20 protein-coding genes and 1 pseudogene are annotated in these 24,992 nt (G+C 69.0%); 14 read left to right on the top strand and 7 right to left on the bottom strand.

Annotated features, from left to right (window positions below; translation table 11 throughout):
* The first annotated feature begins 6 nt into the window (after positions 1–6).
* Positions 7–867, top strand: coding sequence for a MaoC/PaaZ C-terminal domain-containing protein (locus A6B37_RS16580; protein WP_111826396.1), 861 nt, complete (start codon positions 7–9; stop codon positions 865–867).
* On the top strand, positions 864–2,096 hold the full coding sequence (locus A6B37_RS16575; RefSeq protein ID WP_111826395.1) for a CaiB/BaiF CoA-transferase family protein: 1,233 nt from the start codon (positions 864–866) through the stop codon (positions 2,094–2,096). Before A6B37_RS16580 ends, A6B37_RS16575 begins: the two co-directional genes overlap by 4 nt.
* On the opposite strand, the gene A6B37_RS16570 is transcribed toward A6B37_RS16575, so the two are convergent.
* The gene (locus tag A6B37_RS16570; RefSeq protein ID WP_111826394.1) at positions 2,097–3,620 is read right to left on the bottom strand and encodes a fumarate hydratase; all 1,524 of its coding nucleotides are present in this window, start codon (positions 3,618–3,620) and stop codon (positions 2,097–2,099) included.
* A 159-nt stretch (positions 3,621–3,779) separates the two neighbouring features.
* Positions 3,780–4,547: a crotonase/enoyl-CoA hydratase family protein gene (locus A6B37_RS16565; RefSeq protein ID WP_102775481.1), complete on the bottom strand. Its 768-nt coding sequence runs from the start codon at positions 4,545–4,547 to the stop codon at positions 3,780–3,782.
* 235 nt (positions 4,548–4,782) lie between these two features.
* Here A6B37_RS16565 and glyQ point away from each other — a divergent pair, with 235 nt between their 5' ends.
* The 7 genes and pseudogenes from glyQ (at position 4,783) to def (ending at position 11,050) form a co-directional block, all read left to right on the top strand.
* Positions 4,783–5,694 carry a glycine--tRNA ligase subunit alpha gene (gene glyQ, locus A6B37_RS16560; protein ID WP_102775480.1) on the top strand — a complete coding sequence of 304 codons (912 nt, stop codon included), beginning with the start codon at positions 4,783–4,785 and terminating at the stop codon, positions 5,692–5,694.
* Positions 5,695–7,833, top strand: coding sequence for a glycine--tRNA ligase subunit beta (gene glyS / locus A6B37_RS16555; RefSeq protein WP_111826393.1), 2,139 nt, complete (start codon positions 5,695–5,697; stop codon positions 7,831–7,833).
* Positions 7,767–8,369, top strand: a pseudogene (gene gmhB, locus A6B37_RS16550) (D-glycero-beta-D-manno-heptose 1,7-bisphosphate 7-phosphatase); the annotation flags it as partial. The gene glyS and the pseudogene gmhB, both read left to right, overlap by 67 nt.
* 4 nt (positions 8,370–8,373) lie before the next feature.
* Complete coding sequence (locus A6B37_RS16545; protein WP_102775477.1) at positions 8,374–9,102, top strand: lysophospholipid acyltransferase family protein; 729 nt, start codon at positions 8,374–8,376, stop codon at positions 9,100–9,102.
* A complete protein-coding gene (locus A6B37_RS16540) occupies positions 9,089–10,066 on the top strand; it encodes a SprT family zinc-dependent metalloprotease (protein ID WP_111826392.1) in 978 nt (325 codons plus the stop codon). Before A6B37_RS16545 ends, A6B37_RS16540 begins: the two co-directional genes overlap by 14 nt.
* 36 nt (positions 10,067–10,102) lie before the next feature.
* Positions 10,103–10,498, top strand: coding sequence for a lactoylglutathione lyase (gene gloA, locus A6B37_RS16535; RefSeq protein ID WP_102775475.1), 396 nt, complete (start codon positions 10,103–10,105; stop codon positions 10,496–10,498).
* Positions 10,499–10,516: 18 nt separating this feature from the next.
* Positions 10,517–11,050 carry a peptide deformylase gene (def, locus tag A6B37_RS16530; protein ID WP_102775474.1) on the top strand — a complete coding sequence of 178 codons (534 nt, stop codon included), beginning with the start codon at positions 10,517–10,519 and terminating at the stop codon, positions 11,048–11,050.
* Here def and A6B37_RS16525 read toward each other — a convergent pair.
* Positions 11,004–13,280 carry an acyl-CoA dehydrogenase gene (locus A6B37_RS16525; RefSeq protein ID WP_111826391.1) on the bottom strand — a complete coding sequence of 759 codons (2,277 nt, stop codon included), beginning with the start codon at positions 13,278–13,280 and terminating at the stop codon, positions 11,004–11,006. The genes def and A6B37_RS16525 overlap by 47 nt on opposite strands.
* A 132-nt stretch (positions 13,281–13,412) precedes the next feature.
* Between A6B37_RS16525 and A6B37_RS16520 the strand changes: the two genes are divergently transcribed.
* On the top strand, positions 13,413–14,642 hold the full coding sequence (locus A6B37_RS16520; protein ID WP_111826679.1) for a spore maturation protein: 1,230 nt from the start codon (positions 13,413–13,415) through the stop codon (positions 14,640–14,642).
* A gap of 13 nt (positions 14,643–14,655) precedes the next feature.
* Here the strand turns inward: A6B37_RS16520 and pyk are convergent, their stop codons facing one another.
* Entirely contained in the window at positions 14,656–16,098 is a 1,443-nt protein-coding gene (pyk, locus tag A6B37_RS16515) for a pyruvate kinase (RefSeq protein ID WP_111826390.1), read from the bottom strand.
* A gap of 103 nt (positions 16,099–16,201) precedes the next feature.
* Between pyk and A6B37_RS16510 the strand changes: the two genes are divergently transcribed.
* Positions 16,202–17,344 carry a glycerate kinase gene (locus tag A6B37_RS16510; protein ID WP_111826389.1) on the top strand — a complete coding sequence of 381 codons (1,143 nt, stop codon included), beginning with the start codon at positions 16,202–16,204 and terminating at the stop codon, positions 17,342–17,344.
* Between the two features lie 26 nt (positions 17,345–17,370).
* Here A6B37_RS16510 and rsmA read toward each other — a convergent pair whose 3' ends face one another.
* The 3 genes from rsmA to A6B37_RS16495 are packed head-to-tail and all read right to left on the bottom strand — an operon-like array spanning position 17,371 to position 22,175.
* Positions 17,371–18,162, bottom strand: coding sequence for a 16S rRNA (adenine(1518)-N(6)/adenine(1519)-N(6))-dimethyltransferase RsmA (rsmA, locus tag A6B37_RS16505; protein WP_111826388.1), 792 nt, complete (start codon positions 18,160–18,162; stop codon positions 17,371–17,373).
* A gap of 18 nt (positions 18,163–18,180) precedes the next feature.
* Positions 18,181–19,782 (bottom strand): peptidylprolyl isomerase, encoded by a 1,602-nt coding sequence (locus tag A6B37_RS16500; protein WP_102775469.1) that lies wholly within the window; start codon positions 19,780–19,782, stop codon positions 18,181–18,183.
* Entirely contained in the window at positions 19,779–22,175 is a 2,397-nt protein-coding gene (locus A6B37_RS16495) for an LPS-assembly protein LptD (RefSeq protein WP_111826387.1), read from the bottom strand. Before A6B37_RS16495 ends, A6B37_RS16500 begins: the two co-directional genes overlap by 4 nt.
* Before the next feature lie 188 nt (positions 22,176–22,363).
* Between A6B37_RS16495 and A6B37_RS16490 the strand changes: the two genes are divergently transcribed.
* The 3 genes from A6B37_RS16490 to A6B37_RS16480 all read left to right on the top strand — a co-directional run bounded on the left by A6B37_RS16490 (position 22,364) and on the right by A6B37_RS16480 (position 24,960).
* Positions 22,364–23,404, top strand: a complete 1,041-nt coding sequence (locus tag A6B37_RS16490; RefSeq protein ID WP_111826386.1) for a phosphotransferase — start codon at positions 22,364–22,366, stop codon at positions 23,402–23,404.
* Positions 23,404–24,090, top strand: a complete 687-nt coding sequence (gene murU / locus A6B37_RS16485) for an N-acetylmuramate alpha-1-phosphate uridylyltransferase MurU (protein ID WP_111826385.1) — start codon at positions 23,404–23,406, stop codon at positions 24,088–24,090. The genes A6B37_RS16490 and murU overlap by 1 nt, the downstream gene beginning before the upstream one ends.
* A gap of 171 nt (positions 24,091–24,261) precedes the next feature.
* The gene (locus A6B37_RS16480) at positions 24,262–24,960 is read left to right on the top strand and encodes a DUF6776 family protein (RefSeq protein ID WP_102775465.1); all 699 of its coding nucleotides are present in this window, start codon (positions 24,262–24,264) and stop codon (positions 24,958–24,960) included.
* Positions 24,961–24,992 lie beyond the last annotated feature (32 nt).

Here is a 24,992-nt window from a genome sequence, read left to right as displayed (position 1 = left end):
GCCGCCATGCCCCTGGACTATGCAACCGTGAAGAACTGGCGCTTCGACGAAGTGCGCCAGCGCTACGACGAGAAAGACGCCATGCTTTATGCGCTGGGCATCGGCCTGGGGCAGGACCCCGAGGACGCCGGCCAGCTGCGCTACGTCTACGAACAGGGCCTGCAGGCCTTTCCCACCATGAGCGTGGTGCTGGGCTATCCCGGCTTCTGGGTGCAGGACCCGCGCGCCGGCATCGACTGGGTCAAGGTGGTGCACGGCGAGCAGCGCCTGACGCTGCACGCGCCGCTGCCGGCAAGCGGCGTGGTCGTCGGCAGGAGCCGCAACACCCACGTGATCGACAAGGGCGCGGACAAGGGCGCGCTCATCGTCACCGAACGCACGCTGCACGGCGAGGACGGCGCCTGCCTGGCGACCTTGCAGCAAAGCACTTTCTGCCGCGGCGACGGCGGCTTCGGCCAGGGCGACGCCGGCCCGCCGCCGCTTCCGGCCGCCCCGGACGGCGATCCGGACCTGCGCTGCGAGCTGCGCATCGCGCCCAACGCCGCGCTGCTGTATCGCCTGAACGCCGACCGCAATCCGCTGCATGCCGATCCGGAAGTGGCGCGCCGCGCCGGCTATCCGCGCCCCATCCTGCACGGGCTGTGCACCTACGGCATGGCGGCGCACGCCATCGTCAGGAGCTGCTGCGACTACGACGCCTCGCGCCTGGTCAGCCTGAACACGCGCTTCTCGGCGCCGGTCTATCCCGGCGAGACCCTGCAGTGCGACATCTGGCGCATGCCGGACGGGCAGATCCGCTTCCTGGCCCGCGCCCGCGAGCGCGACGTGGTGGTGCTGAGCAACGGCACCGCGGAGCTGCGGCCATGACGCGCGCTCCCGCCCTGGACGGCATCCGCGTGCTGGACCTTTCGCGCATCCTGGCCGGCCCCTGGTGCACGCAGAACCTGGCCGACCTGGGCGCCGACGTCATCAAGGTCGAGCGTCCGCGCGTGGGCGACGACACCCGCGCCTGGGGCCCGCCGTTCCTGAAGGATGGCGAGGGCCGCGACACCGAGGAATCCGCCTATTACCTCAGCGCCAACCGCAACAAGCGCTCGATCGAGGCCGACATGGCCACGCCCGCGGGCGCGGCGCTGATCCGCGAGCTGGCGACGGCCAGCGACATCCTGGTCGAGAATTTCAAGGTGGGCGGGCTGGCCAAGTACGGCCTGGACTACGCCAGCCTCAGGGAAATCAACCCGCGCCTGATCTATTGCTCGGTCACCGGCTTCGGCCAGGACGGCCCGTATGCCGGCCGTCCCGGCTATGACTTCATGATCCAGGGCCTGGGCGGCCTGATGAGCATCACCGGAGAACGCGACGACCTGCCCGGCGGCGGGCCGCAAAAGGCCGGCGTGGCGGTGACCGACATCATCACCGGCATGTACGCCACGGTGGCGATACTGGCCGCGCTCAACGAGCGCCATCGCAGCGGCCTGGGCCAGCACCTGGACATCGCGCTGTTCGACAGCCACGTGGCGATGCTGGCCAACCAGAACTCCAATTACTTCAACTCCGGCGTGGCGCCCTCGCGCGCCGGCAACGCGCACCAGAACGTGGTGCCCTACCAGGTGTTCGCCGCCAGCGACGGCCATCTGATCGTGGCCACCGGCAATGAATCGCAGTACCGCGCGTATTGCGCCGCCATCGGCGCGGCGGAGCTGGGCGACGATCCGCGTTTCGCCACCAACCGATTGCGCATCGCCAACCGCGAGCTGCTGGTCGGCATGCTGGCCGCGATTATGCGCCAGGGACGGCGCGACGAGTGGATCGCGAAACTGGAAGCCGCGGGCGTGCCCTGCGGCCCCATCAACGACATCGCGCAGGCTTTCGCGCATCCGCAGGCCGAGGCGCGGCAGCTGCGCCGCGACCTGCCGCATCCCGCGGGCGGACAGGCGGCCGTGACGGCCAGCCCGCTGCGCCTGTCGGAAACCCCGGTGCGGTACCGCAATGCGCCGCCGCTGCTGGGCGAACACACCGAGGAAGTGCTGCGCGACGTCCTGGGCAAATCGCCGCGGGACATCGCCGCATACCGCGCCGGGTTGAAGGCCCCGTAATTACGCCACGGCGACCGGAATCTTGCCGATCCGGGCCTGCCATTCCTTCGGTCCCGTCGTGTGGACCGAGGTACCCTGGGCGTCGACCGCCACCGTCACCGGCATGTCCTTCACGTCGAACTCGTAGATGGCTTCCATGCCCAGGTCGGCGAAGCCCAGCACCTTGGCGCCGCGGATGGCCTTGGACACCAGGTAGGCCGCGCCGCCCACGGCCATCAGGTAGGCCGAGCCGTGCTTCTTGATGGCGTCGATGGCGACCGGGCCGCGCTCGGACTTGCCGATCATGGCGATCAGGCCGGTCTGCTCCAGCATCATGCCGGTGAACTTGTCCATGCGGGTGGCGGTGGTGGGGCCGGCCGGGCCGACCACTTCGTCGCGCACCGGATCGACCGGGCCGACGTAGTAGATGACGCGGTTGGTGAAGTCCACCGGCAGCGGCTCGCCCTTGGCCAGCATGTCCTGGATGCGCTTGTGCGCGGCGTCGCGGCCGGTCAGCATCTTGCCCGACAGCAGCAGGGTCTGGCCCGGCTTCCAGCTGGCCACTTCTTCCTTGGTCAGCGTGTTCAGGTCCACCTGCCTGGACTTGTTGTAGTCGGGCGCCCAGTGCACTTCCGGCCATTCCGACAGGGCCGGCGGGTCGAGGCGCGCCGGGCCGGAGCCGTCCAGCTCGAAATGCGCGTGGCGGGTGGCGGCGCAGTTCGGGATCATGGCAACGGGCTTGGAGGCCGCGTGCGTGGGGAAGGTGTTGATCTTGACGTCCAGCACCGTGGTCAGGCCGCCCAGGCCCTGGGCGCCGATGCCCAGCGCGTTGACCTTTTCGTACAGCTCGATGCGCAGCTCTTCCAGCTTGCTCTGCGGGCCGCGCGCCAGCAGCTCGTACATGTCGATGTCTTCCATCAGCGACTGCTTGGCCATCAGCATGGCTTTTTCGGCGGTGCCGCCGACGCCGATGCCCAGCATGCCCGGCGGGCACCAGCCGGCGCCCATGGTCGGGACCGTCTTGAGCACCCAGTCCACCAGCGAGTCGCTGGGGTTGAGCATGGCGAACTTGGACTTGTTCTCGGAGCCGCCGCCCTTGGAGGCCAGCTGCACGTCGACCTTGTCGCCCGGGACCAGTTCGACGTGCAGGATACAGGGCGTGTTGTCGCGGGTGTTCTTGCGCGTGAAGAGCGGGTCTTCCAGCACGGAGGCGCGCAGCGGATTGTCCGGGTTCAGGTAGCCGCGGCGCACGCCTTCGTCGCACAGTTCCTGCAGGGTGCGCTTGGTGTCGAAGCGCACGTCCATGCCGACCTTCAGGAACACGTTGACGATGCCGGTGTCCTGGCACAGCGGACGCTTGCCTTCGGCGCACATGCGCGAGTTGGTCAGGATCTGGGCCATCGCGTCGCGCGCGGCCGGGCTTTCCTCGCGCTCGTAGGCGCGGGCCAGATGGCGGATGTAGTCCACCGGATGGTAGTAGCTGATGAACTGGATCCCGTCGGCGATCGACTGGATGAAGTCTTCTTCTTTGATGATGACGGACATGGCTATATACGATCTAAAGAAATAACGAAAAGAACGCGCGGCCAGCTGGAGCAGTCAGACACGCGAAATAGAAAGCTTTTTTGCCGCCGGGCCGCCCCAAGGCAAAAAACGCCCCCTCGGGGGGCAGCAAGCGCGCGATAGCGTGCGCGGCGTGGGGGCTCATTTCCCCTGCCAGACCGGCTTGCGCTTTTCGGCGAAAGCGGTGGCGCCCTCTTTCGCGTCGGCCGACGTGAAGATGTGGGCGGCCAGCGGACGCTGGCGGTCGAACATTTCTTCCTGCGTCCAGTCGCCGGACTGCGACACGATGCTCTTGGCGGTCTGCACCGACAGGGGCCCGTTCTCGACGATGGTGCGGGCCAGTTCCAGCGCGCCGGCCAGGGCGCCGCCCGGCTCGGTCAGGCGGTTCACCAGGCCGAAGGCGTGGGCGCGCTCGGCCGTGAACATGTCGCCGGTCAGGATGACCTCCATGGCGATATGGTACGGCAGGCGGCGCGGCAGGCGCAGCATGCCGCCGGCGCCGGCCACCAGGCCGCGCTTGACTTCAGGCAGGCCGAACTTGGCGTTGTTGGCGGCCACGATCAGGTCCGAGGCCAGGGTCAGCTCGCAGCCGCCGGCCAGCGCGTAGCCTTCGACCGCGGCGATCAGCGGCTTCTTGGGCGGGCGTTCGGCCAGGCCGCCGAAACCGCGGCCGTCCACGTAGGGGCGCTGGCCGGTGGCGGCGAAGGCCTTGAGGTCCATGCCCGAGCAGAACGTGCCCCCGGCGCCGGTCAGGATGCCGATGCGGATGTCGTCGCTGCCGTCGAGCTGGTCCAGCGCCGCGGCCAGGGCCTGCGCGGTTTCCAGGTTGATGGCGTTCTTGGCCTCGGGACGGTTGATCGTGATGATCTGGATGCCGTCGGTGACTTCTACCTTGATCAGGTCGGACATGAGGGGCTGCTCCTTTTTCGGGATTCCGAGGAATCGGGTTCCTGGCTTTTATATAAGACTTGGCTCAACCCGGAATCATACGACCATTGGTTGCCCCCTGCTTCCGGCCCCCGCGCGGGCAGGAATGTAACCGTCCATGCGCCGCCCGCCGGCGGGCCGGCCCGGCGCCAGTTAAAATGCCAGGTTTCCCACGCCCAGGGCAGGCCTTGCCCGGCGGCCGAATTCCAAGAATCCTATGCTCACCTTTCAGCAAATCATCCTTACGCTCCAGGAATACTGGGACAAGCAGGGTTGCGCCCTGCTGCAACCCTACGACATGGAAGTCGGCGCCGGCACCTCGCACACCGCCACGTTCCTGCGCGCGATCGGCCCGGAACCCTGGCGCGCCGCCTACGTGCAGCCCTCGCGCCGTCCCAAGGACGGGCGCTACGGCGAAAACCCCAACCGCCTGCAGCACTATTACCAGTACCAGGTCGTGCTGAAGCCGGCGCCGCCCGAAATCCTGGATCTGTACATCGGTTCGCTCAAGGCGCTGGGCATCGACCCCGCGCAGCACGACATCCGCTTCGTCGAGGACGACTGGGAAAACCCCACGCTGGGCGCCTGGGGCCTGGGCTGGGAAGTCTGGCTCAACGGCATGGAAGTCACGCAATTCACGTACTTCCAGCAGGTGGGCGGCCTGGACTGCACCCCGACCACCGGTGAAATCACCTACGGTCTGGAACGCCTGGCCATGTACCTGCAGGACGTGCAAAGCGTGTACGACCTGGTCTGGACCGAAGGCGCCAACGGCAACCGCGTGCTGTACCGCGACGTGTTCCACCAGAACGAGGTGGAGCAGTCCACCTACAACTTCGAGCACTCCTCGGCCGAGATGCTGTTCGCGCACTTCAACGACTACGAAGCCGAGGCCAAGCGCCTGATGGACGTGCCGCTGGCGCTGCCGGCCTACGAGGCCGCGCTGAAAGCCGCCCACACCTTCAACATGCTGGACGCGCGCGGCGCGATCAGCGTGACCGAGCGCGCCGCCTACATCGGCCGCATCCGCAACCTGTCGCGCGCCGTCGCACAGGCCTATTACGATTCCCGCGAACGACTGGGCTTTCCCATGCTGGGCCGCGACAAGGCCGCCGGGGAGGCAGCATAAATGACGACGAACATCCGCCCGCTGCTGGTCGAACTGCTGACCGAAGAACTTCCGCCCAAGGCCCTGCAAAAGCTGGGCCAGGCCTTTGCCGAAGGCGTGCGCACCACGCTTGAACGCCACGGCCTGCTGGCCGAGGGCTGCGCCGCGACCGCCTACGCCACGCCGCGCCGCCTGGCCGTGCATCTGTCGGCCGTGCTGGCGCAGGCGCCCGACCAGCCCTACGCCGAAAAACTGATGCCGGTGAAGATCGGCCTGGCCGAAGACGGCAGCGCCACGCCCGCGCTGCAGAAGAAGCTGGCCGCCAAGGGCCTGGAGCACCTGGACGTCGCCAAGCTGGAACGCGAGTCCGACGGCAAGCAGGACTACCTGGTGGCCCGCGGCACGGCCCCCGGCGCGCAGCTGGCCGCCGGCCTGCAGGAAGGCCTGGACGCCGCCATCGACGGCCTGCCCATCCCCAAGGTCATGCGCTACCAGCTGGCCGACGGGGTCACCACCGTCAAGTTCGTGCGCCCGGCGCACGGGCTGGTGGCGCTGTTCGGCGCCGACGTGGTGCCGGTGTCGGCGCTGGGCCTGGCGGCCGGCCGCGAAACGCTGGGCCACCGCTTCATGAGCGCCGGCCCCGTCTCCTTTACCGACGCCGACGCCTACGCCGCCACGCTGGCCGAGCGCGGCAACGTGGTGGCCTCGTTCGAAGGCCGCCGCGACGAAATCGCGCGCCAGCTGCAGGACCACGCCGCCCGCCTGTCCGCCACCCTGGGCGACGACCCGGAAGTGGCGGCGCTGCTGGACGAAGTCACCGCGCTGGTCGAGCAGCCCACGGTCTACGTCGGCCAGTTCGAGGAACAGTTCCTGCAAGTGCCGCAGGAATGCCTGATCCTGACCATGCGGCTGAACCAGAAATACTTCCCGCTGTTCGATCCGGCCACCGGCCGCCTGACCCACCGTTTCCTGATCGTGAGCAATATGCGCACGGACGATCCGGTGAACATCATCGAAGGCAACCAGCGCGTGGTGCGCCCGCGCCTGGCCGACGCGCAGTTCTTCTTTGAAACCGACCGCAAGACGCCGCTGGCCGCGCGCGTCGAGCAGCTGGGCTCCATCGTCTACCACAACAAGCTGGGCACCCAGCTCGAACGCGTCGAGCGCGTGCGCGCCATCGCCCGCGGCGTGGCCGAAAAGCTGGGCGGCGACGTCGCCGCCGCCGACCGCGCCGCCCTGCTGGCCAAGGCCGACCTGGGCTCCAACATGGTGGGCGAATTCCCCGAGCTGCAGGGCGTCATGGGCGCGTACTACGCGGCGGGCGACGGCGAGCCCGACAGCGTGGTGCAGGCCCTGCGCAACCAGTACCGCAACCGCTACGACACGCCCGTCACGCCGGAATCGCTGACCGCCGCCGTGCTGTTCATCGCCGAACGCGTGGAAACCCTGGTCGGCATCTGGGCCATCGGCCTGGCCCCCACCGGCGAGCGCGATCCGTTCGGCCTGCGCCGCGCGGCGCTGGGCCTGATCAGCGCGTTCGAGCAGCTGGCCGCGGGCGGCTGGCTGAAGATCAGCGCAGACGGTCCGCTGTCGCTGGACGGCCTGCTGGAACTGGCCGCCGGCACCTTCCCGGCCGGCAAGATCCCGGCCGGCACGCTGGCCGAGGTGCGCGCCTTCATCTACGAGCGCTATCGCAACCAGCTCATCAACGACTTCGACCGCAACGCGGTGGAAGCCGTGATCGCCCTGACCCCGCCGCTGCACCAGGCCGCCGAGCGCGTGCGCGCCGCCGCCGCGTTCGCGCAGCTGCCCGAGGCCGCCAGCCTGGCGGCCGCCAACAAGCGCATCGGTAACCTGCTGAAGAAGGCCGAAGGCGAGATCGGCGCGGTCGACGCGGCCGCGCTGGCCGAGCCCGCCGAGAAAGCGCTGGCCGCCGCCATGTCGGCGCTGCGTCCGCAGGCCGAGGCGCAGCTGGCCGCCGGCGACTTCGCCGGCAGCCTCAGCACGCTGGCGCAGGTGCGCGAGCCGGTGGACGCCTTTTTCGCCGACGTCATGGTCATGGCCGAAGACCCGGCCGTGCGCGCCAACCGGCTGGCCCTGCTGGCGCAGCTGCATGGCCTGATGAACCAGGTGGCAGACATTTCCAGGCTCGCACAGTGAAACTCATCATCCTCGACCGCGACGGCGTCATCAACCAGGACAGCGATGCGTTCGTCAAGAATCCCGACGAATGGATCGCCCTGCCCGGCAGCCTGCAGGCCATCGCCCGGCTGAACCAGGCCGGCTGGCGAGTGGTGGTCGCCACCAACCAGTCCGGGCTGGCGCGCGGCCTGTTCGACATGGACACGCTGACCGCCATCCACGCCAAGCTGCGCCGCGAACTGGCCGCCGTGGGCGGCGCCATCGACGCCATCTTCATGTGCCCGCACGGCCCCGACGACAACTGCAGCTGCCGCAAGCCGCGGCCGGGCATGTTCGAGCAGATCGGGCACCGCTACGACGTGGACCTGGCCGGCGTGCCGGCGGTGGGCGACTCGCTGCGCGACCTGCAGGCCTCGTCGGCGGCCGGCTGCTCGCCGTGGCTGGTGCTGACCGGCAACGGCAGGAAGGCGCTGGCCAAGGGCGGCCTGCCCGAGAACACGCGGGTGTGCGACGACCTGTCGGCCGTGGTCGACGCCCTGCTGCAGGACGCCTGACCCGATGGCCTGGCTCCGTTCGCTGCTGTACGCCCTGTTCCTGGCCGTCACGGTCATCCCCTACGCCTTCGCCTGCATCCTGTGGGCGCCGCTGCCGCTGCACTGGCGCTACAGGCTGACGGTGGGCTGGCCGCGCCTGGCCATCTGGGGCGCGCGCTTTTTCTGCGGCATCCGCTGGCAGGTCAAGGGCTGGGAAAACCTGCCCGACGGCCCGGCGGTGCTGCTGTCCAAGCACCAGTCCGCCTGGGAAACGCTGTTTTTCCCGGCCTATATGCCGCGCGAGGTCTGCTTCGTCTACAAGAAAGAACTGCACATGGTGCCGTTCTTCGGCTGGGGCCTGGCGCTGTTGCGCATGATCGCCATCGACCGCGCCAAGGGGCGCGACGCCTTCGAACAGGTGGTCAGGCAGGGCCAGACCCGCCTGGACGAAGGCCGCTGGCCGCTGCTGTTCCCGGAGGGCACCCGGGTCGCGCCCGGCAAGGTCGGCCGCTACAAGATGGGCGGCGCGCTGCTGGCCTCGCGCACCGGCGCCGTGGTCATCCCGGTGGCGCATAACGCCGGCGAATGCTGGCGGCGCAACGCCTTCGTAAAGCGTCCGGGTATGGTCACCCTGTCGATCGGACCCGCGATAGAATCCCAGGGACTCTCCCCCGAGGAACTGAACCAGAAGGTTCAGGACTGGATCGAAGGGGAAATGCGGCGTCTCAATCCTGAAAGGTATGTCCAGCCCTGACCAGCTAGAGCTCCTGTTCGACGTGCAGCCGCAAGGCGCGCCCGAAGGCGCCTCGCGGCCGCCCGCCGGACCCGCCGCGTCCGCGCCCAGGCCGGTCCCGCCCAAACCGCTCCACCCCGGCGCCCCGCAGCCTTCCGCTGCCGCCGGCGAGCCGCTGCTGACGCTGTCTCCCAACGCCGCCTCGCGCGTGCCCACGCCCTGCCCCGATCCGCTGCCGCCCGGCGCGCGCTGGCGCGAAGTCGCGACCGAGCAGCAGCCCATCGGCTTCGTGCTGCTGCGCTCGCGCCGCCGCAGCATCGGCTTCGTGGTCACGGACGACGGCCTGCGCGTCACCGCCCCCAACTGGGTCACGCTGGGGCAGATCGACGACGCCGTGCGCGAAAAATCCCGCTGGATCCTCACCAAGCTGCGCGAATGGCATTCCCGCAAGCAGCAGCTGGCCATGGCGCACACCCGCTGGCAGCCCGGCGGCGAACTGCCCTACCTGGGCAAGCGCATCGTCATCGGCGTGGGCGGCGACAGCCGCCAGGCCTATCTGTCGGGCGACGCCGAGGCCCCCGAGGACGGCGACACGCTCTGGCTGGCGCTGCCTTCGTCGGCCGATCAGGGCCGCATCCGCGACGCCGCCCAGGCCTGGCTGCAGCAGCGGGCCGGCGCCTGGTTCGGCGCGCGCCTGGCCCATTTCCTGCAAATCAGCGGGCTGAAGATCCGCCGCTGGCGCCTGTCCTCGGCCGCCACGCGCTGGGGCTCGTGCACCAGCGACGGCAACATCATGCTCAACTGGCGCTTGATTCATTTCGCGCCCGCCATCATCGATTACGTCATCGCGCACGAACTTGCCCATCTGCGCGAAATGAACCACAGTCAGGACTTCTGGCGCGAAGTGGGACAGATCCTGCCCGGCTTCGAAGACGCCAAGAAGATCCTGCGGCGCCACGATCCCGCGTCCCTCCCTCAGTTCTGAGGCGGCGCGCCTCTCCACCGTACAAGGAATATCCCCATGCGTATGCTCCACACCATGCTGCGAGTCGGCAACCTCGACAAATCCATCGACTTCTACACCAACGTGCTCGGCATGCGCGTGCTGCGCCGCAAGGACTATCCCGACGGCAAGTTCACGCTGGCCTTCGTGGGTTATCAAGACGAGTCCGAAGGCGCGGTCATCGAACTGACCCACAACTGGGACACCGACAAATACGACCTGGGCACCGGCTACGGCCACATCGCCCTGGAAGTGGACAACGCCTACGAGGCCTGTGAAAAGGTCAAGCAGAAAGGCGGCAAGGTCACGCGCGAGGCCGGCCCCATGAAGCACGGCAAGACCGTCATCGCCTTCGTCGAGGACCCTGACGGCTACAAGATCGAGTTCATCGAGAAGAAAGGCCGCGAAGACTGAGCGCCAAGAGGCCCGCCCATGATCCACCCCATCCTGAAAATGGGCGACCCGCGCCTGCTGCGCGTGGCCGCGCCCGTGGAACGCTTCGACACGCCCGAGCTGCACGCGCTGATCGACGACATGTTCGAGACCATGGCCGCCGCGCAGGGGGTGGGCCTGGCCGCGCCGCAGATCGGCATGGACCTGCAGCTGGTGATCTTCGGTTTCGACCGCAACGAGCGCTATCCCGACGCGCCCGCGGTGCCGCAGACCATCCTGTGCAATCCCGTCATCACGCCGCTGTCCGACGAGCGCGAGGACGGCTGGGAAGGCTGCCTGTCGGTGCCGGGCCTGCGCGGCCTGGTGCCGCGCTACCGCCGCATCCTCTACCGCGGACGCGACCCCTACGGCCAGCTCATCGAACGCGAGGCCGAAGGCTTCCACGCCCGCGTGGTGCAGCACGAATGCGACCACCTGATCGGCCGCCTGTACCCGTCGCGCATCGAGGATTTCTCGAAGTTCGGATTCACCGAGATCCTGTTTCCGGGCATGGACCCGAAGCAGGACGATTGACGCCGTCCGGCGGCGTCAATTCCTCCGGCGCGAAATCATCCACCTGCAACACCCGCGACACCACGGTCTCGGCCTCCTCGATCTGAGCGGCCTGGATATCCGTGATGGCGCCGCGCCGGTGCGCCTCGCGCCAGTCGCGCACGCCGGACTGGCGCAGCCGGTCGCGTAGCGGCTGCACCGCGTCGGCCAGCGCGAAGGCGCGCGTCAGCAGGCTTACCGGATCGTCGCCGGCCTGCGCGCCGCCCGGCTCGCGCTGCAGGTCGGCGGCCAGCCGCGCATGGGTCGGCGAAGGCCTGAGCAGCAGTTCGGCGCATTCGCGCGTCAGCGCGTCGCCCGGCCCGCGCGCCAGGCGCAGCGGCAGGATGGCCGCGCGCAGGCCCCAGGCCAGCGCGCGCCCGGGCAGGTTGCGCAGCACCTGGTCCATGCTTTTCTCGATGCTTGCATAGCCCTGCTCCAGGCACCAGTGCACCAGGGGCAGGTCGTCGTGCTTGCGGCCCTCGTCCTCCCAACGCTTGAGCACCGCGGACTGCAGGTACAGCTCCGACAGGATGTCGCCCAGCCGGGCCGAGATCATCTCGCGGCGCTTGAGCGCGCCGCCCAGCTGCGCCAGCGTGGCGTCGGCCAGCAGGGCGAAGCCCGCCGCGTAGCGGCCCAGCCGGCGGTAATGCCCGGCCGTGGGGCCGGAGACCGGCGCGGGCGCCAGCACCCCGCCGGTCCAGGCGCGGCCGATCGCGCGCAGCGCGTTGCGCGCCGCATGGCGCAGGTGGCGCCAGAACACGTCGTGGAACACGGCGATGCCGCGCTCCTCGTCGGGATTGGCCAGCGCCAGCATTTCCGGCATCAGGTAGGGATGGGCGCGGATCGCGCCCTGGCCGAAGATGATCAGGTTGCGCGTCAGGATATTCGCGCCCTCGACCGTGATGGCGATGGGCACGGCGCGGTACAGCGCGCCCAGGTAGTTGCCGGGGCCGTCCATGACGGCGCGGCCCGCGTGGATGTCCATCGCGTCGTTGACCGAGCCGCGCATGCGTTCGGTGGCGTGGTACTTCATGATGCCCGACACCACCGCCGGCTTGACGTCCTGGTTCAGCGCGGCGCAGGTCAGGCGCCTCGCGGCCTCCACCAGATAGGCGTTGCCCGCCAGGGCGGCCAGCCGCTCCTGCACGCCTTCGAACTTGCCCACGGGGATGCCGAACTGCTCGCGCACGCGCGCGTACATGCCGGTGGTGTGCGCGCACATGACGGCGGCGGCGGCCGACAGCGACGGCAGCGAAATGCCGCGCCCCGCGGCCAGCGCGCTCATCAGCATCTGCCAGCCGTGGCCGGCGCGCCCCGCCCCGCCGATCAGCGCGTCCAGCGGCACGAACACGTCGCGCCCGCGGTTGGGGCCGTTCTGGAACACCTGCATGGCCGGCAGATGGCGGCGGCCGATCTCCACGCCGGGCGCGTCGGTGGGCACCAGCGCCACCGAAATGCCGATGTCCTCGGGGCCGCCCAGGATGCCTTCCGGGTCCGACATCTTGAACGCCAGGCCCAGCACGGTGGCCACCGGCCCCAGCGTGATGTAGCGCTTGCGCCAGTTCAGCCGGATGCCGACGAGTTCGCGCCCGTCCACCACCTGCCTGCAGACCACGCCCGTGTCCACCATCGAGGCCGCGTCCGAGCCGGCCTCCGGACTGGTGAGGCCGAAGCACGGCACTTCGGTGCCGTCGGCCAGGCGCGGCAGCCAGTAGTCGCGCTGTTCCGGGGTGCCGAACTGCAGCAGCAGTTCGCCCGGCCCCAGCGAGTTGGGCACCATGACGGTCACGCCGGCGGTGATGGAATAGGCCGAGATCCGCCGCACCACCTCGGAATGCGCATAGGGGGAGAAACCCAGGCCGCCGTAGCGGCGCGGGATGATCATGCCGAAAAAGCGTTCGGACTTGAGAAAGGCCCAGACCTCGGGCGGCAGGTCGCGCCGCGTCCAGGTGATGTCCCATTCGTCCAGCATGGCGCACAGCCGGGCCACCGGGCCGTCGATGAAGCGCTGTTCATCCGGGGTGAGCGCGGCGGCGGGGACGTCCAGCAGCTTGCGCCAGTCGGGGTTGCCGGTGAAGAGGTCCGCGTCCCACCAGGTGTCGCCGGCCTCGATGGCTTCGCGCTCGGTGGCCGACATCGGCGGCAGCGCCTTGCGCGCCCAGCGGTACGCGGGTTCCGAAATGCGGCGTCGGCGCCAGGCATTGAAATCCATGAGCGGTCCTCGCAGTGACGGGTTGCTCCCCTTGGGGCCAAAGTACCAGAATTGCAGCCCTCGGACCAATCCTAGCCCTGTCGGGATGCGACAATGGGCGGCGCAACGAATCGCTATCCGGGCAACTTCCGCATGCTGAACAAACTCTGGCTGGGCTTTTTTCTTACCGCGGCAGCGGCGGCGCTGTACCGCTGGCTGATCGCCAGCGAACCCGAAGTGTTCCACCTGATGGTGACCAGCCTGTTCGACATGGCGCGCGTGTCGGTGGATGTGATGGTGCTGCTGTTCGGCACCCTGACCCTGTGGCTGGGCTTTCTGCGCATCGCCGAGGGCGCCGGGCTGGTGGAAAAGCTGGCGCATCTGCTGGGGCCGCTGTTCGCGCGCCTGATGCCGGAAGTGCCGCGCAACCATCCCGCCATCGGCCTGATCACGCTGAACTTCGCGGCCAACGGCCTGGGGCTGGACAACGCCGCCACGCCCATCGGGCTGCGCGCCATGCGCGAGCTGCAGTCGCTCAACCCCACGCCCGAGACCGCCAGCAACGCGCAGATCCTGTTCCTGGTGCTCAACGCCTCGTCGCTGACCCTGCTGCCGGTCACGCTGTTCATGTTCCGCGCGCAGCAGGGCGCGGCCGACCCGACCCTGGTGTTCCTGCCCATCCTGCTGGCCACCAGCGCCTCGACGCTGGCCGGCTTTCTGGCGGTGGCGGCCTGCCAGCGCCTGCGCCTGGCCGACCCAGTCGTCATGCTGTGGCTGGGCGGCGCGGCGCTGCTGATGGGCGGCTTCATGACGCTGTTGGCGGGCATGTCGGCCGCCGCCATCGCGTCGCTGTCCTCGCTGCTGGGCAACCTGACCCTGTTCGGCATCCTGCTGGCGTTCCTGATCGCGGGCGCCTGGAAGAAGGTGCCGGTCTACGAAGCCTTCATCGAAGGCGCCAAGGAAGGCTTCGACATCGCCAAGAGCCTGTTGCCGTATCTGGTGGCCATGCTGTGCGCGGTGGGCGTGCTGCGCGCCTCCGGCGCGCTGGACTTCCTGCTCGACGGCATCCGCTGGCTGGCGCAGTCGGCCGGCTGGGACACGCGCTTCGTGGACGCCCTGCCCACGGCCCTGGTCAAGCCGTTCTCGGGCAGCGCGGCCCGCGCCATGATGCTGGAGACCATGACGCATTTCGGGGTGGACAGCTTCCCGGCGCTGCTGTCGGCGGTAGTCCAGGGCAGCACCGAGACCACCTTCTACGTGCTGGCGGTGTACTTCGGCTCGGTGGGCATCCTGCGCGCGCGCCACGCCGTGGGCTGCGCGCTGGCCGCCGACCTGGCCGGCGTGCTGGCGGCCATCGGCGTGTGCTACTGGTTCTTCGGCTGAGGCCGCCGCGGCCTCAGTCCACCAGCAGGATCTTCATGCCGTTGGTGCCGCCGCTGTCGCGGTAGAAATCGCCCTTGGTCAGGATCACCCAGTCGCCGGTCTGCACCAGGTTGCGGCGGCGCAGCTCGTCGATGGCGGCATTGCTGAGATCGGCCGGATCGTAGTCGGACGGCGCGAACGGGATGGTATAGACGCCGCGGAACATCGCCACGCGGTTCTGCGTGACGCTGTGCGGGCTGTAGCAGTAGATCGGCACGCCCGAACGGATGCGCGACATGATCAGCGGCGTGTGCCCGCTTTCGGTCAGCGAGATGATGGCCTTGACGCCCGGGAAATGGTTGGCCGCGTACATCGCGGCCAGCGCGATGGTCTCGTCGCAGCGCGAGAAGGTCTCGCCCAGGCGATGGTGCGACTTGGTCGAGGTGGGGTGTTTTTCGGCGCCCAGGCAGACGCGCGCCATGGCCTGCACCGTCTCGACCGGATACTGCCCCGAGGCGCTTTCGGCCGACAGCATGACGGCGTCGGTGTAGTCCAGCACCGCGTTGGCCACGTCTGACACCTCGGCCCGCGTCGGCATGGGGCTGGAGATCATGGACTCCATCATCTGCGTGGCCGTGATGACGACCTTGTTCAGCGTGCGCGCGTGCTGGATGATGCGCTTCTGGATGCCGACCAGCTCGGCGTCGCCCACTTCCACGCCCAGGTCGCCGCGCGCCACCATCACGCCGTCGCTGGCGCGGATCAGCGAGTCCAGCGCCTCGTCGTCGGCCACGGCCTCGGCGCGCTCGATCTTGGCGATGATCCAGGCCTGGCTGCCGGCCGCCGCCAGCAGCGTGCGGGCCTCTTCGATATCGCTGCCATAGCGCGGAAACGACACCGCCACGTAGTCCAGCTCCATCTCGGCGGCGAGCTTGATGTCGACGCGGTCCTTGTCGGTCAGGCTGGGCGCGGACAGGCCGCCGCCGCGCCGGTTGATGCCCTTGTTGTTCGACAGCGGGCCGCCCACGGTCACGGTGGTGTGGACCTCGTCGCCCTCGACCCGGTCGACCACCAGCACCACGCGCCCGTCATCGAGCAGCAGCTCGTCGCCCACCCGGCAGTCCTGCACCAGTTCCGGATAATCGATGCCCACGATGCTGGCGGTGCCGGCCTCCTTGGGATGCGCGCGCGACAGCGTGAAAGGCTGGCCCACCTGCAGTTGCACCTGCTTGTCGATGAAGCGCGCGATGCGGATCTTGGGGCCTTGCAGATCGCCCATGATGGCCACGAAGCGGCCCTGGCTGGCGGCGATCTCGCGCACCAGCCGGGCGCGTGCGCGGTGGTCGTCCGCGCTGCCGTGCGAGAAGTTGAGACGGGCCACGTCCAGCCCGGCGCGGATCATGGCTTCGATGCGTTCCGGCGTCGAAGTCGAGGGTCCCAGGGTGGCGACAATTTTGGTGCGGCGCAGTACGGGCATGACGGTCCACTCTCGCTAAAACGACAAAAGCGTTATGGTACGCCGGCTGCGCGCGCGCAGGTATCATGGTGATCAGACAACCCCAACAGACCCGTCCGAACCCGTGAAAATCGTCATCGCCCCCGACTCTTTCAAAGAAAGCGTTTCCGCGCCCGACGCGGCCGCGGCCATCGCGCGCGGCGTCAAGCTCGCCTTCCCCGGCGCCCATACCGTTTGCATCCCCATGGCCGACGGCGGCGAAGGCACGGTCGAGGCCGTGCTCGCGGCCACCGGCGGCCAGGCCCGCCAGCAGACGGTGAACGATGCGCTGGGCTACAAGGTGGACGCGGACTGGGGCCTGCTGGCGGACGGCACGGCGGTGATCGAAATGGCCGCCGCCGCCGGCCTGGAACTGATTCCGCCCGCGCGGCGCGACCCGATGCGCGCCAGCAGCCACGGCGTGGGCGAGCTGATGCTGGCCGCCATGGACGCCGGCGCCAGCCGCATCATCCTGGGCCTGGGCGGATCGGCCACCAACGACGCCGGCGCCGGCATGCTGACCGCGCTGGGCGTGCGGCTGCTCGACGCCGACGGCCGCACTCTGCCGCCGGGCGGCGGCGCGCTCGGCAGGCTGGCCAGCATCGACGCCCGCGGCCTGGACCCGCGCCTGGCGCAGATCCGGATCGACATCGCTTCGGACGTGGACAACCCGCTATGCGGCCCGCAGGGCGCCTCGCACGTGTTCGGCCCGCAGAAAGGCGCCACGCCGGAACAGGTGGAAATCCTCGACCGGATGCTGGCGAACTTCGCCGACGTGTGCGCGCGCCATCTGGCGGCGGACCACCGCGACGCCCCCGGCGCCGGCGCGGCCGGCGGCCTGGGTTTCGCGGCCAAGGCGTTCCTGAACGCCCGCTTCCGTCCGGGCGTGGAGATCGTGGCGGAACTGGGCGGCCTGGCCGCCGCGGTCGAAGGCGCCGCGCTGGTCTTCACCGGAGAAGGCCGCATGGACGCGCAGACCCTGCGCGGCAAGACGCCCGCTGGCGTAGCCCGGATCGCGCAGCGCGCCGGCGTGCCCGTGGTGGCGCTGGCCGGCTCGCTGGGCGCCGGCTACGAAGGCCTGCACGCGGCCGGCATCAGCGCCGCGTTCAGCCTGGCGCCCGGCCCCATCACGCTGCAACAGGCGCTGACGGACGCGGAAAAACTGCTGACCGAGCGCGCGCGCGACGTCATACAACTGTGGATGGCGGCGCAGAAACGGATGTTGTAGAAGGACGCGCGTGACGCGAAACCGCCTCACGCCGCCTGCAACACCCCCGCCTCGACCAGCGCGTCCGACAGGCGGATGTAGCGGTCCACCGAGATATCCTCGGCGCGGGCGGTGGGCGCGATGTCCAGCGCTTCCCATGGCACTTGCGCGGCCCAGTCGGCCAGCACCCGGCGCAGCATCTTGCGGCGTTGCGAGAACGCGCGCGCGACCACGGTTTCAAAAGCGCGTTCGCTGACCGGGCGCAGGCGCTCGGCCGGCAGCGGCACCATGCGCACGATAGCCGACACCACCTTGGGCGGCGGGTCGAAGGCCTCGGGCGGCACGTCGAACAGCTTGTGCATGCGGTAGCGCGACTGCAGCATCACCGACAGCCGGCTGAAGTCGCCCGAGCCCGGCTGCGCCACCATGCGGTCGATCACTTCGCGCTGCAGCATGAAATGCTGGTCGCGCACGTGGTCGGCCCAGGTCATCAGATGGAACAGCAAGGGGCTGGAGATGTTGTAGGGCAAATTGCCCACGACGCGCAGCGCGCCGCCGAACTGGGAAAAATCCACCGTCAGGGCGTCCGCCTCGACCACGGTCAAGCAGCCGGGTTCGAACTGCTTGCGCAGGCGGGCCGCCAGGTCGCGGTCGATCTCGACCGCGGTCAGGTGGTCCAGGCGTTCCAGCAGCGGCCGGGTCAGCGCCGACAGGCCCGGACCGATTTCGACCACGGTATCGCCGCGGGCGGGAGCCACCGCCCGGACGATGGACTCGACCACGCTTTCGTCGGTCAGGAAGTTCTGGCCGAAACGCTTGCGCGCCTGGTGCTGAGACATGTAAGGCCCGTAATGCGTTTAGCGGTTGTTCTGCTGGATCTGCTGCTGCTTTTCCAGGCGGTTGTCGATATACGCCTGCGCGCGCAGCTGCTCCAGCCAGTCTTCGAATGCGGGCTGGGCGCGGCGCTCGAACAGCACCTGGCGCGCCTTCATCCGCGCCACTTCGTCGGACGCGTCATGTTGGCGGCGCTCTTCGACCTGGATCAGGTGCCAGCCGAAAGGCGATTGGATCGGCGGGCTGATTTCGCCCGGCTGCAGCGCGTTCATGGCGGCCTCGAACGGGGGCACGGTTTCGCCCGGGTTCAGCCAGCCCAGCTCGCCGCCCTGCGGAGCGGTCGCGTCCTGCGAGTACTGGCGAGCCATGTCCTCGAACTTGGCGCTGCCGCTCACCAGGCGCTGGCGCACCTGTTCCAGGCGCTGGCGGGCCTGTTCGTCGCTCATGACGGTGGAGGTCTTGATCAGGATGTGGCGGGCGCGGGTCTGCACCACTTCGACCGGCCCCTGCTGCGCCGGCTGCGGGCGCGCGGCGGGCGCCGGCGCGGGAGCGGGCGCCGGGGCGCGGGCCGTGCGGGCCGGCGCCGGCTGGGCCGAGCCGCGGTCCATCACCTTGATGATGTGGAAACCGTTGCCGCTCTGGATCAGGCCGCTGACCTGGCCTTTCTGCAGATTGCTGATGGCCTGCACGAACAGGTCGGGCCAGCCGTCCAGCGGACGCACGCCCATGACGCCGCCCTGCAGCGCTTCGGGGCCGTCCGAGGACGCCGCGGCCAGGCTGGCGAAGTCATCGCCGCGCTTGGCCCGCGCCAGCAGGCCTTCGGCCTTCTTGCGCAGCACCGCCAGCTGCTCGGGCGAGGAGCCTTCCGGCACCCGCACCAGGATCTGGGCCAGCGCGTAAAGCATCGGACCGGCAGGCGCCTGCGCCTGCTCGGGCGCGGGTTGCGGCTGCGCCTGGGGCTGCTGCGCCGCGGGCGCCGCGCCGAAGGCCGGATTGCGCCGCTGGTCCTTCAGGAAGGCGTCGACTTCCGCGTCGGAAATCACGATGGTCGAGTCCACCGCGCGCTGGCGCAGGCGGTCGGAGCGGATCTCTTCGCGCAGCGACTTGCGATAGGCGTCCCAGGTGATGCCGGATTTCTCGATCTCCTGGCGCAGCTGCGCCACGGTGATCTTGTTGCGCGCGGAGATGGCCTCCACGGCCTTGTCGACCTGGGCGTCGTCCACGCGGATGCCCATGCGGTCGGCCTCGTGGCGCTGCACGCGCTCCATGATGAGACGCTGCAGCACCTGATGCTGCAGGGTCTGGTCGTCGGGCACCTGGATGCCGCGCGCCTTCAGCTCGCCGCTGATGCGCAGGGACGCCTCGCGCAGCTCGCGCAGCGTGATCACGTCCTTGTCGACCACCGCGGCGATGCCGTCGACGAACTGCTCGCGCGGCGCCGCGGGAGCGGCGTTCTTCTGCGCGGCCGCTGTCTTCGCGCCGTTCTGTGCGGAGGCGGGCTTGGCGCCGTTGTTCGTGCCCTTGCCGTTCTGCTCGGCCGCATACGCGGCAGGCAAGCCGGCGCAGACGGCCAGCAGCAGTGCATTGCGGGAGAGGCGGCGCAAAGAGTGCAACCTACGCATCATTCATACCTTTCAAATGTGGTCCCGGTGGGTACAGGCGGCGTAATGCGCGAGTAGCCGGGGATGCTTCTGTTCAGCAGGTTCATCGGGTCGGTTCCCAGGGAACCCAGGCCGGTCAGCTCCAATTGCAGGAACACCGCGGAGTTGGCGTCCGTGGCCGACACGGCGTAGCGCTGGTAGACCACGCGGCCCACCCAGCAGCAATCCCCCTTGTACTCCAGGCCGGCGATGGCCTGCGTCACGCGGGGAGACTCGGTGGTGTTGGCGACCGTGCTGGAGGGACCGGAGCGCAAGGAGTAGTCGACCCGGCCCACGCCGTACCAGCGCTTGCTGAACGGCCACTGGAACGCCAGGCTGACCTGGTTCTGGCCCTGCGGCTGGTAGGCGACGCCCTGCTGGGGATCGCGCTGGTAGCGGTAGGACAGCGCCACGGTGGTCAGGCGCTGCGGCGTCCAGCGCGCGCTCACCAGGCCGCGCGACCAGTTGTTGTCGTACGGGTTGTACTGGGCCGCGACCTCGGTCGTCAGCGTATCGGTCAGGGCCGCGCTGGCGCCCACCAGGAAGTCCGAACGCACGTTCTCGCGCGGCGTCTCGCCGGGCAGCGTCACCTTCTGGTCGGCGAAATACAGGCGCTGCGCCACGGCCAGCGACATGCGCTCGAAACCGGTGTTGGCGTCCAGCCAGCGCGTGGTCAGCGCCGCGGTCAGCTGGTTGGCGTTGGAGATGCGGTCCCAGCCGCCGGTATAGATGTTTTCCTCGAAGGCCTGCGAGAAACTGAAGTCGGCCAGCGAAGTGTCGTACACCGGCATCTTGGACTGGTCGCGGTACGGCACGTACAGGTAGTACAGGCGCGGCTCCAGCGTCTGGGTCGAGGCCTTGCCGAACAGCGTGGTGTCGCGCTCGAAGATCAGGCCGGTGTCCAGCGACATGATGGGCACGGTGCGCGACTGCGAGCGCGGATACCCCATCGACGTGGTCGCGTCGGGCGTCCCGGCGTTCAGGCCCAGCCAGTCGCGGCCATACCAGTTGGTCTGGTACTGCGTGTAGTTCACGCCCGCCTTGGGCACGATGAACCAGCCCGGCTTGACGATCGGATAGGACACCGTCGGATAGCTCTGCAGCCGGTCGCCCTGCGGGCCCTGGCGCACGCCGCCGACCTTGGGAATGCTGAAACGCACGGCGGTCGAGGTCCAGTCGACGTCGAAACCGCCCCAGTCGTAGCGCGCGCCGCGCAGGTACAGCTCGGGCACCTTGTCGTACGGCGGCGTCAGCGGCGCTTCGGGGTCCTGCAGCGTCTGGTATTTGTAGACCTGGGCGTACGCGCTCCAGTATGTGGAGGCCCAGCCCACCCGCGCGCGCTGCGGCAGATAGGTGGTGGACGCCTGGTTCAGCCCCAGCTGGGAAATATCGCGGAAGTAATCGTCGTCCGATACCTTGGCGATGTCCCAATCCGTGTAGAAACCGTGGGAGAACTGCTGCTGGTGGCGCCACCAGTACATCCAGCGGTCGTCGCCGGTGACGTTGTCGTTGGGCAGGTAGGTGCCGTTCAGGGTGCCCGCGTAGGTGTACCCCATGTAGCGGAACTCGCCGCCCAGCTGCAGCCCGCGCTTGGAGAAATAGCGCGGCTGGATGGTCATGTCATAGTTGGGCGCCAGGTTCAGGTAGTACGGCAGCGAAATGTCGATGCCGCCCTGGCTGGTGGTGCCGTAGGTCGGCACCAGGAAACCCGACTTGCGCTCCTTCTTGACCGGGAAGGTCATGTAGGGCGAGGCCAGAATCGGGAAATCCTTGAAATACAGCACGCCGTTGCGCGCCACGCCTTCGTTCTCGTCGAAATCCACGTCGACGGTCTTGGCCTTGATGTACCAGGACGGCGTCTCGCAGGCGCAGCCGCTGTAGGTCACCGTATGCAGCCGCATCTGCGACTTGCTGAAAATGTCCGCGTGCTCGGCGACCGCGAAGCCGCCGGTGGCGCCCATCCAAAAATTCGGCTTTTCGACCTCGCCCGAATACTTGTCCACGTTGAACTTGGCGTTCGGCCCGGCCACCAGGGTGCCGTCGCGCATCATGCGCGCGCTGCCCTGGACGTCGACTTCGCCCGTGTCCTTGCGGTAATTGATGCGGTCGCCCTTGATCACGCCGTCGATGCGGCGCACCTGCGCGTTGCCCGACAGGGTCAGGTCCGACTCGGGATCGCCCTCGATCGTGTCCGCTTCCATGAAGGCCGGGATGTCGTCGTCCGGCAGCCGGTGCATCCGCAGCCCGGGCGATGTACGCAGCACCGGCGCCTGCGTGGCCGACGTGGCGGCGGGAACGGCGCCCTGGCTGCCCTGAGCCTGGACGGCCCCGGCGGCCATGCCGACAGCGGAGAGGATCAACCAGCGAACCTTGCGCACGAGTGTAAACAGCCCTTTTCGACGATGGGGAAACCCGACACCGGCACCCACGAAGGGCCAATGCTAACGGAAACGAGCCGGTATTATAGAGAAGCCGCGCCACAGGCCCAGCCCCCGATGCTCACGGCATGCCGCCCGCGCGCGCACGAAACACTTCTGCAATATTGCCTTTCTGATACGGATCTTTCTTGAAAAACGATCACGACCCCCGCCTGGAGCTGATCCGCAATTGGCTGGGCAGCCTGCCCGCCGCCCTGAATCTCGCCGTGGACACGCTGCGCCCGGCCTCGGCCGACGCCAGCTTCCGGCGCTACTTCAGGCTGGACGCCGGCGAGCGCACCCTGATAGTAATGGACGCCCCGCCCGAGCACGAAGATTCCCGCCCGTTCCTGCACGTGGGCCAGCTGCTGGCCGACGCCGGCCTGAACGTGCCTGCGGTGCTGGAAAAGAACCTGGACCTCGGCCTGATGCTGCTGACCGACCTGGGCGAGCAGACCTACTACCAGCGCATCCAGGCCGGACTGACCGACGCCCAGCTCCAGACGCTGTACCGCGAGGCCCTGGCCGCGCTGGTCCAGCTGCAGCAGGCCTCCACCGCCGGCCTGGGCGTCTACGACACGGCCCGCCTGGCCGAAGAACTGAAGCTGTTTCCCGAATGGTACGTAGGCCGGCACCACGGCGTCACGCTGGACGACAAGACCGCCAACGCGCTGGACAAGATCTTCGCGCTGCTCTCGGCCAGCAACGGCGGCCAGGCCCGCGTGCTGGTGCACCGCGATTACCACTCGCCCAACCTGATGGTCTGTGACCAGCCGCAGTACGGCCCCAATCCCGGCATCATCGACTTCCAGGACGCGCTGGCCGGCCCCATCACCTATGACCTGGCCTCGCTGGTCACCGACGCCCGCACCACCTGGGAAGAACCCCAGCAGCTGGACTGGGCCATCCGTTACTGGGAAATGGCGCGCAAGGCCGGCCTGCCGGTGGACGCCGACTTCGCCGAGTTCCACCGCGCCTACGAATGGATGAGCCTGCAGCGCAACCTGCGCATCCTGGGCGTGTTCGCGCGCCTGAACCATCGCGACGGCAAGGCGCACTACCTGGCCCACATGCCCCGCGTGAACGGCTACGTGCGCCAGGTCGCCCAGCGCTACGGCGTGTTCACGCCGCTGCTGCGCCTGCTGGACCAGCTGGACGACCGCCAGGTCACCGTCGGATACACCTTCTGATGCGGGCCATGATACTTGCGGCCGGCCGCGGCGAGCGCATGCGCCCGCTGACCGACCGCCTGCCCAAGCCGCTGCTGTCCGTGGGCGGCCAGCCGCTGATCGTCTGGCACCTGCGGCGGCTGGCCGCCGCAGGCATCCGCGACGTGGTCATCAACCATGCCTGGCTCGGCCACGAAATCGAACGCGCCCTGGGCGACGGCGGCGCCCTGGGCGTGCGCATCCGCTATTCGGCCGAGGCCAGCGCCCTGGAAACCGCCGGCGGCATCGCCCAGGCGCTGCCGCTGCTGGGCGATGCGCCCTTCCTGGTCATCAACGGCGACGTCTGGTGCGACTGGGACCCGGCCCGGGCGCCCGGCCTGGCCCGCGAGCTGCCGGCGGGCGGCGCCTGGCTGCTGCTGGCGGACAACCCCGTGCAGCACCCGGCCGGCGATTTCCATCTGGCGGCCGACGGCCGCGTCCATGCCCAGGGGGAACCGCGTTTGACCTTCGCCGGCATCGGCGTCTACCATCCTTCGTTATTCGCGGACATCGCCGCGGGCACGGCGGCGCCGCTGGCGCCGCTGCTCAGGCAGGCCATGGCCCGCGGCCTGGTGCGCGGCGCCCGCCACGACGGCCGCTGGACCGACGTCGGCACGCCGCAGCGGCTGGCCGACCTGGACGCCGAACTGGCCGGTACGGTCCGCTGATGTCCACATATTTCACAATATCAACGTGCGCAACCAGGATTGTCCGCGCACCCAACCGCCCGGGCTGACGGGGTATTCTTCTGCGTTTTGCCGCGCGCAAGGCGCGGGCAAAACCTCAGTCGGCACTCGCACAGCGGGCAATCACTACAGGAAGTTTTCTAGGAAATGGGGATGTTCGGAAGATCGCAACGGGCCGTGTTCAAGCCCTCCGTATACCAGCCGGGCCAACGCACGCGCCGCATGCCGCGCTGGCTGGTGCTGCTGCTGGTAGGCATAGCCCTGGGCGCGGGCGGCGTGCTCTTCCTGCAGACCAACTACGGCCCGCAACGGCTGACCGTCGAGCAATCCGAACAGCTGCACAGCGAACTGAGCGCGGCCAACCTCGAGCGCCAGCGCCTGCAAAGCCAGCTCGAAGAAGCCACGCAGCAGCGCGACGCCAACAAGTCCACCCATGAAAAGCTGACCACCGACCTGGCCGCGGCCCGCAGCAAGATCGAAACCCTGAACAAGGAGCTGGTCCTGTTCCAGGACGCCATGCCCGCCGACCCGCGCGGCGGCAACCTCGGCATCCGCTCGGCCACCTTCAAGCGCGCCCCCGGCCTGCTCGACTTCCAGGTCCTGGTCATGCGCGAAGACCGCCAGGGCGCTCCGTTCCAGGGTACGCTGACCTTCTCCATCCAGGGCACCTACCCCAACGGCCGTTCCGCCACCATCACGCCCGAAGGCGCTCCGGTGAACGTGGACCGCTACGACTACGCGATGGGCCAGCTCAAGCTGCCCGACGGCTTCACCTCCAAGGTCGTGACGCTGCGCGTCGTGGACGCCGCGCAGAAGCAGCACGCAATGCGCATCTACTACGTGCGCAACTGAACCGGCTCCGGCCACCGCAGAAACCCGCCCGC

It is taken from the genome of Achromobacter sp. HZ01 (genome assembly GCF_003267925.1).
GTDB lineage: Bacteria > Pseudomonadota > Gammaproteobacteria > Burkholderiales > Burkholderiaceae_B > Achromobacter > Achromobacter pulmonis_A.
The sequence above is the reverse complement of the archived record's forward strand: the minus strand, read 5'-3'. Positions and strand labels throughout refer to the sequence as shown.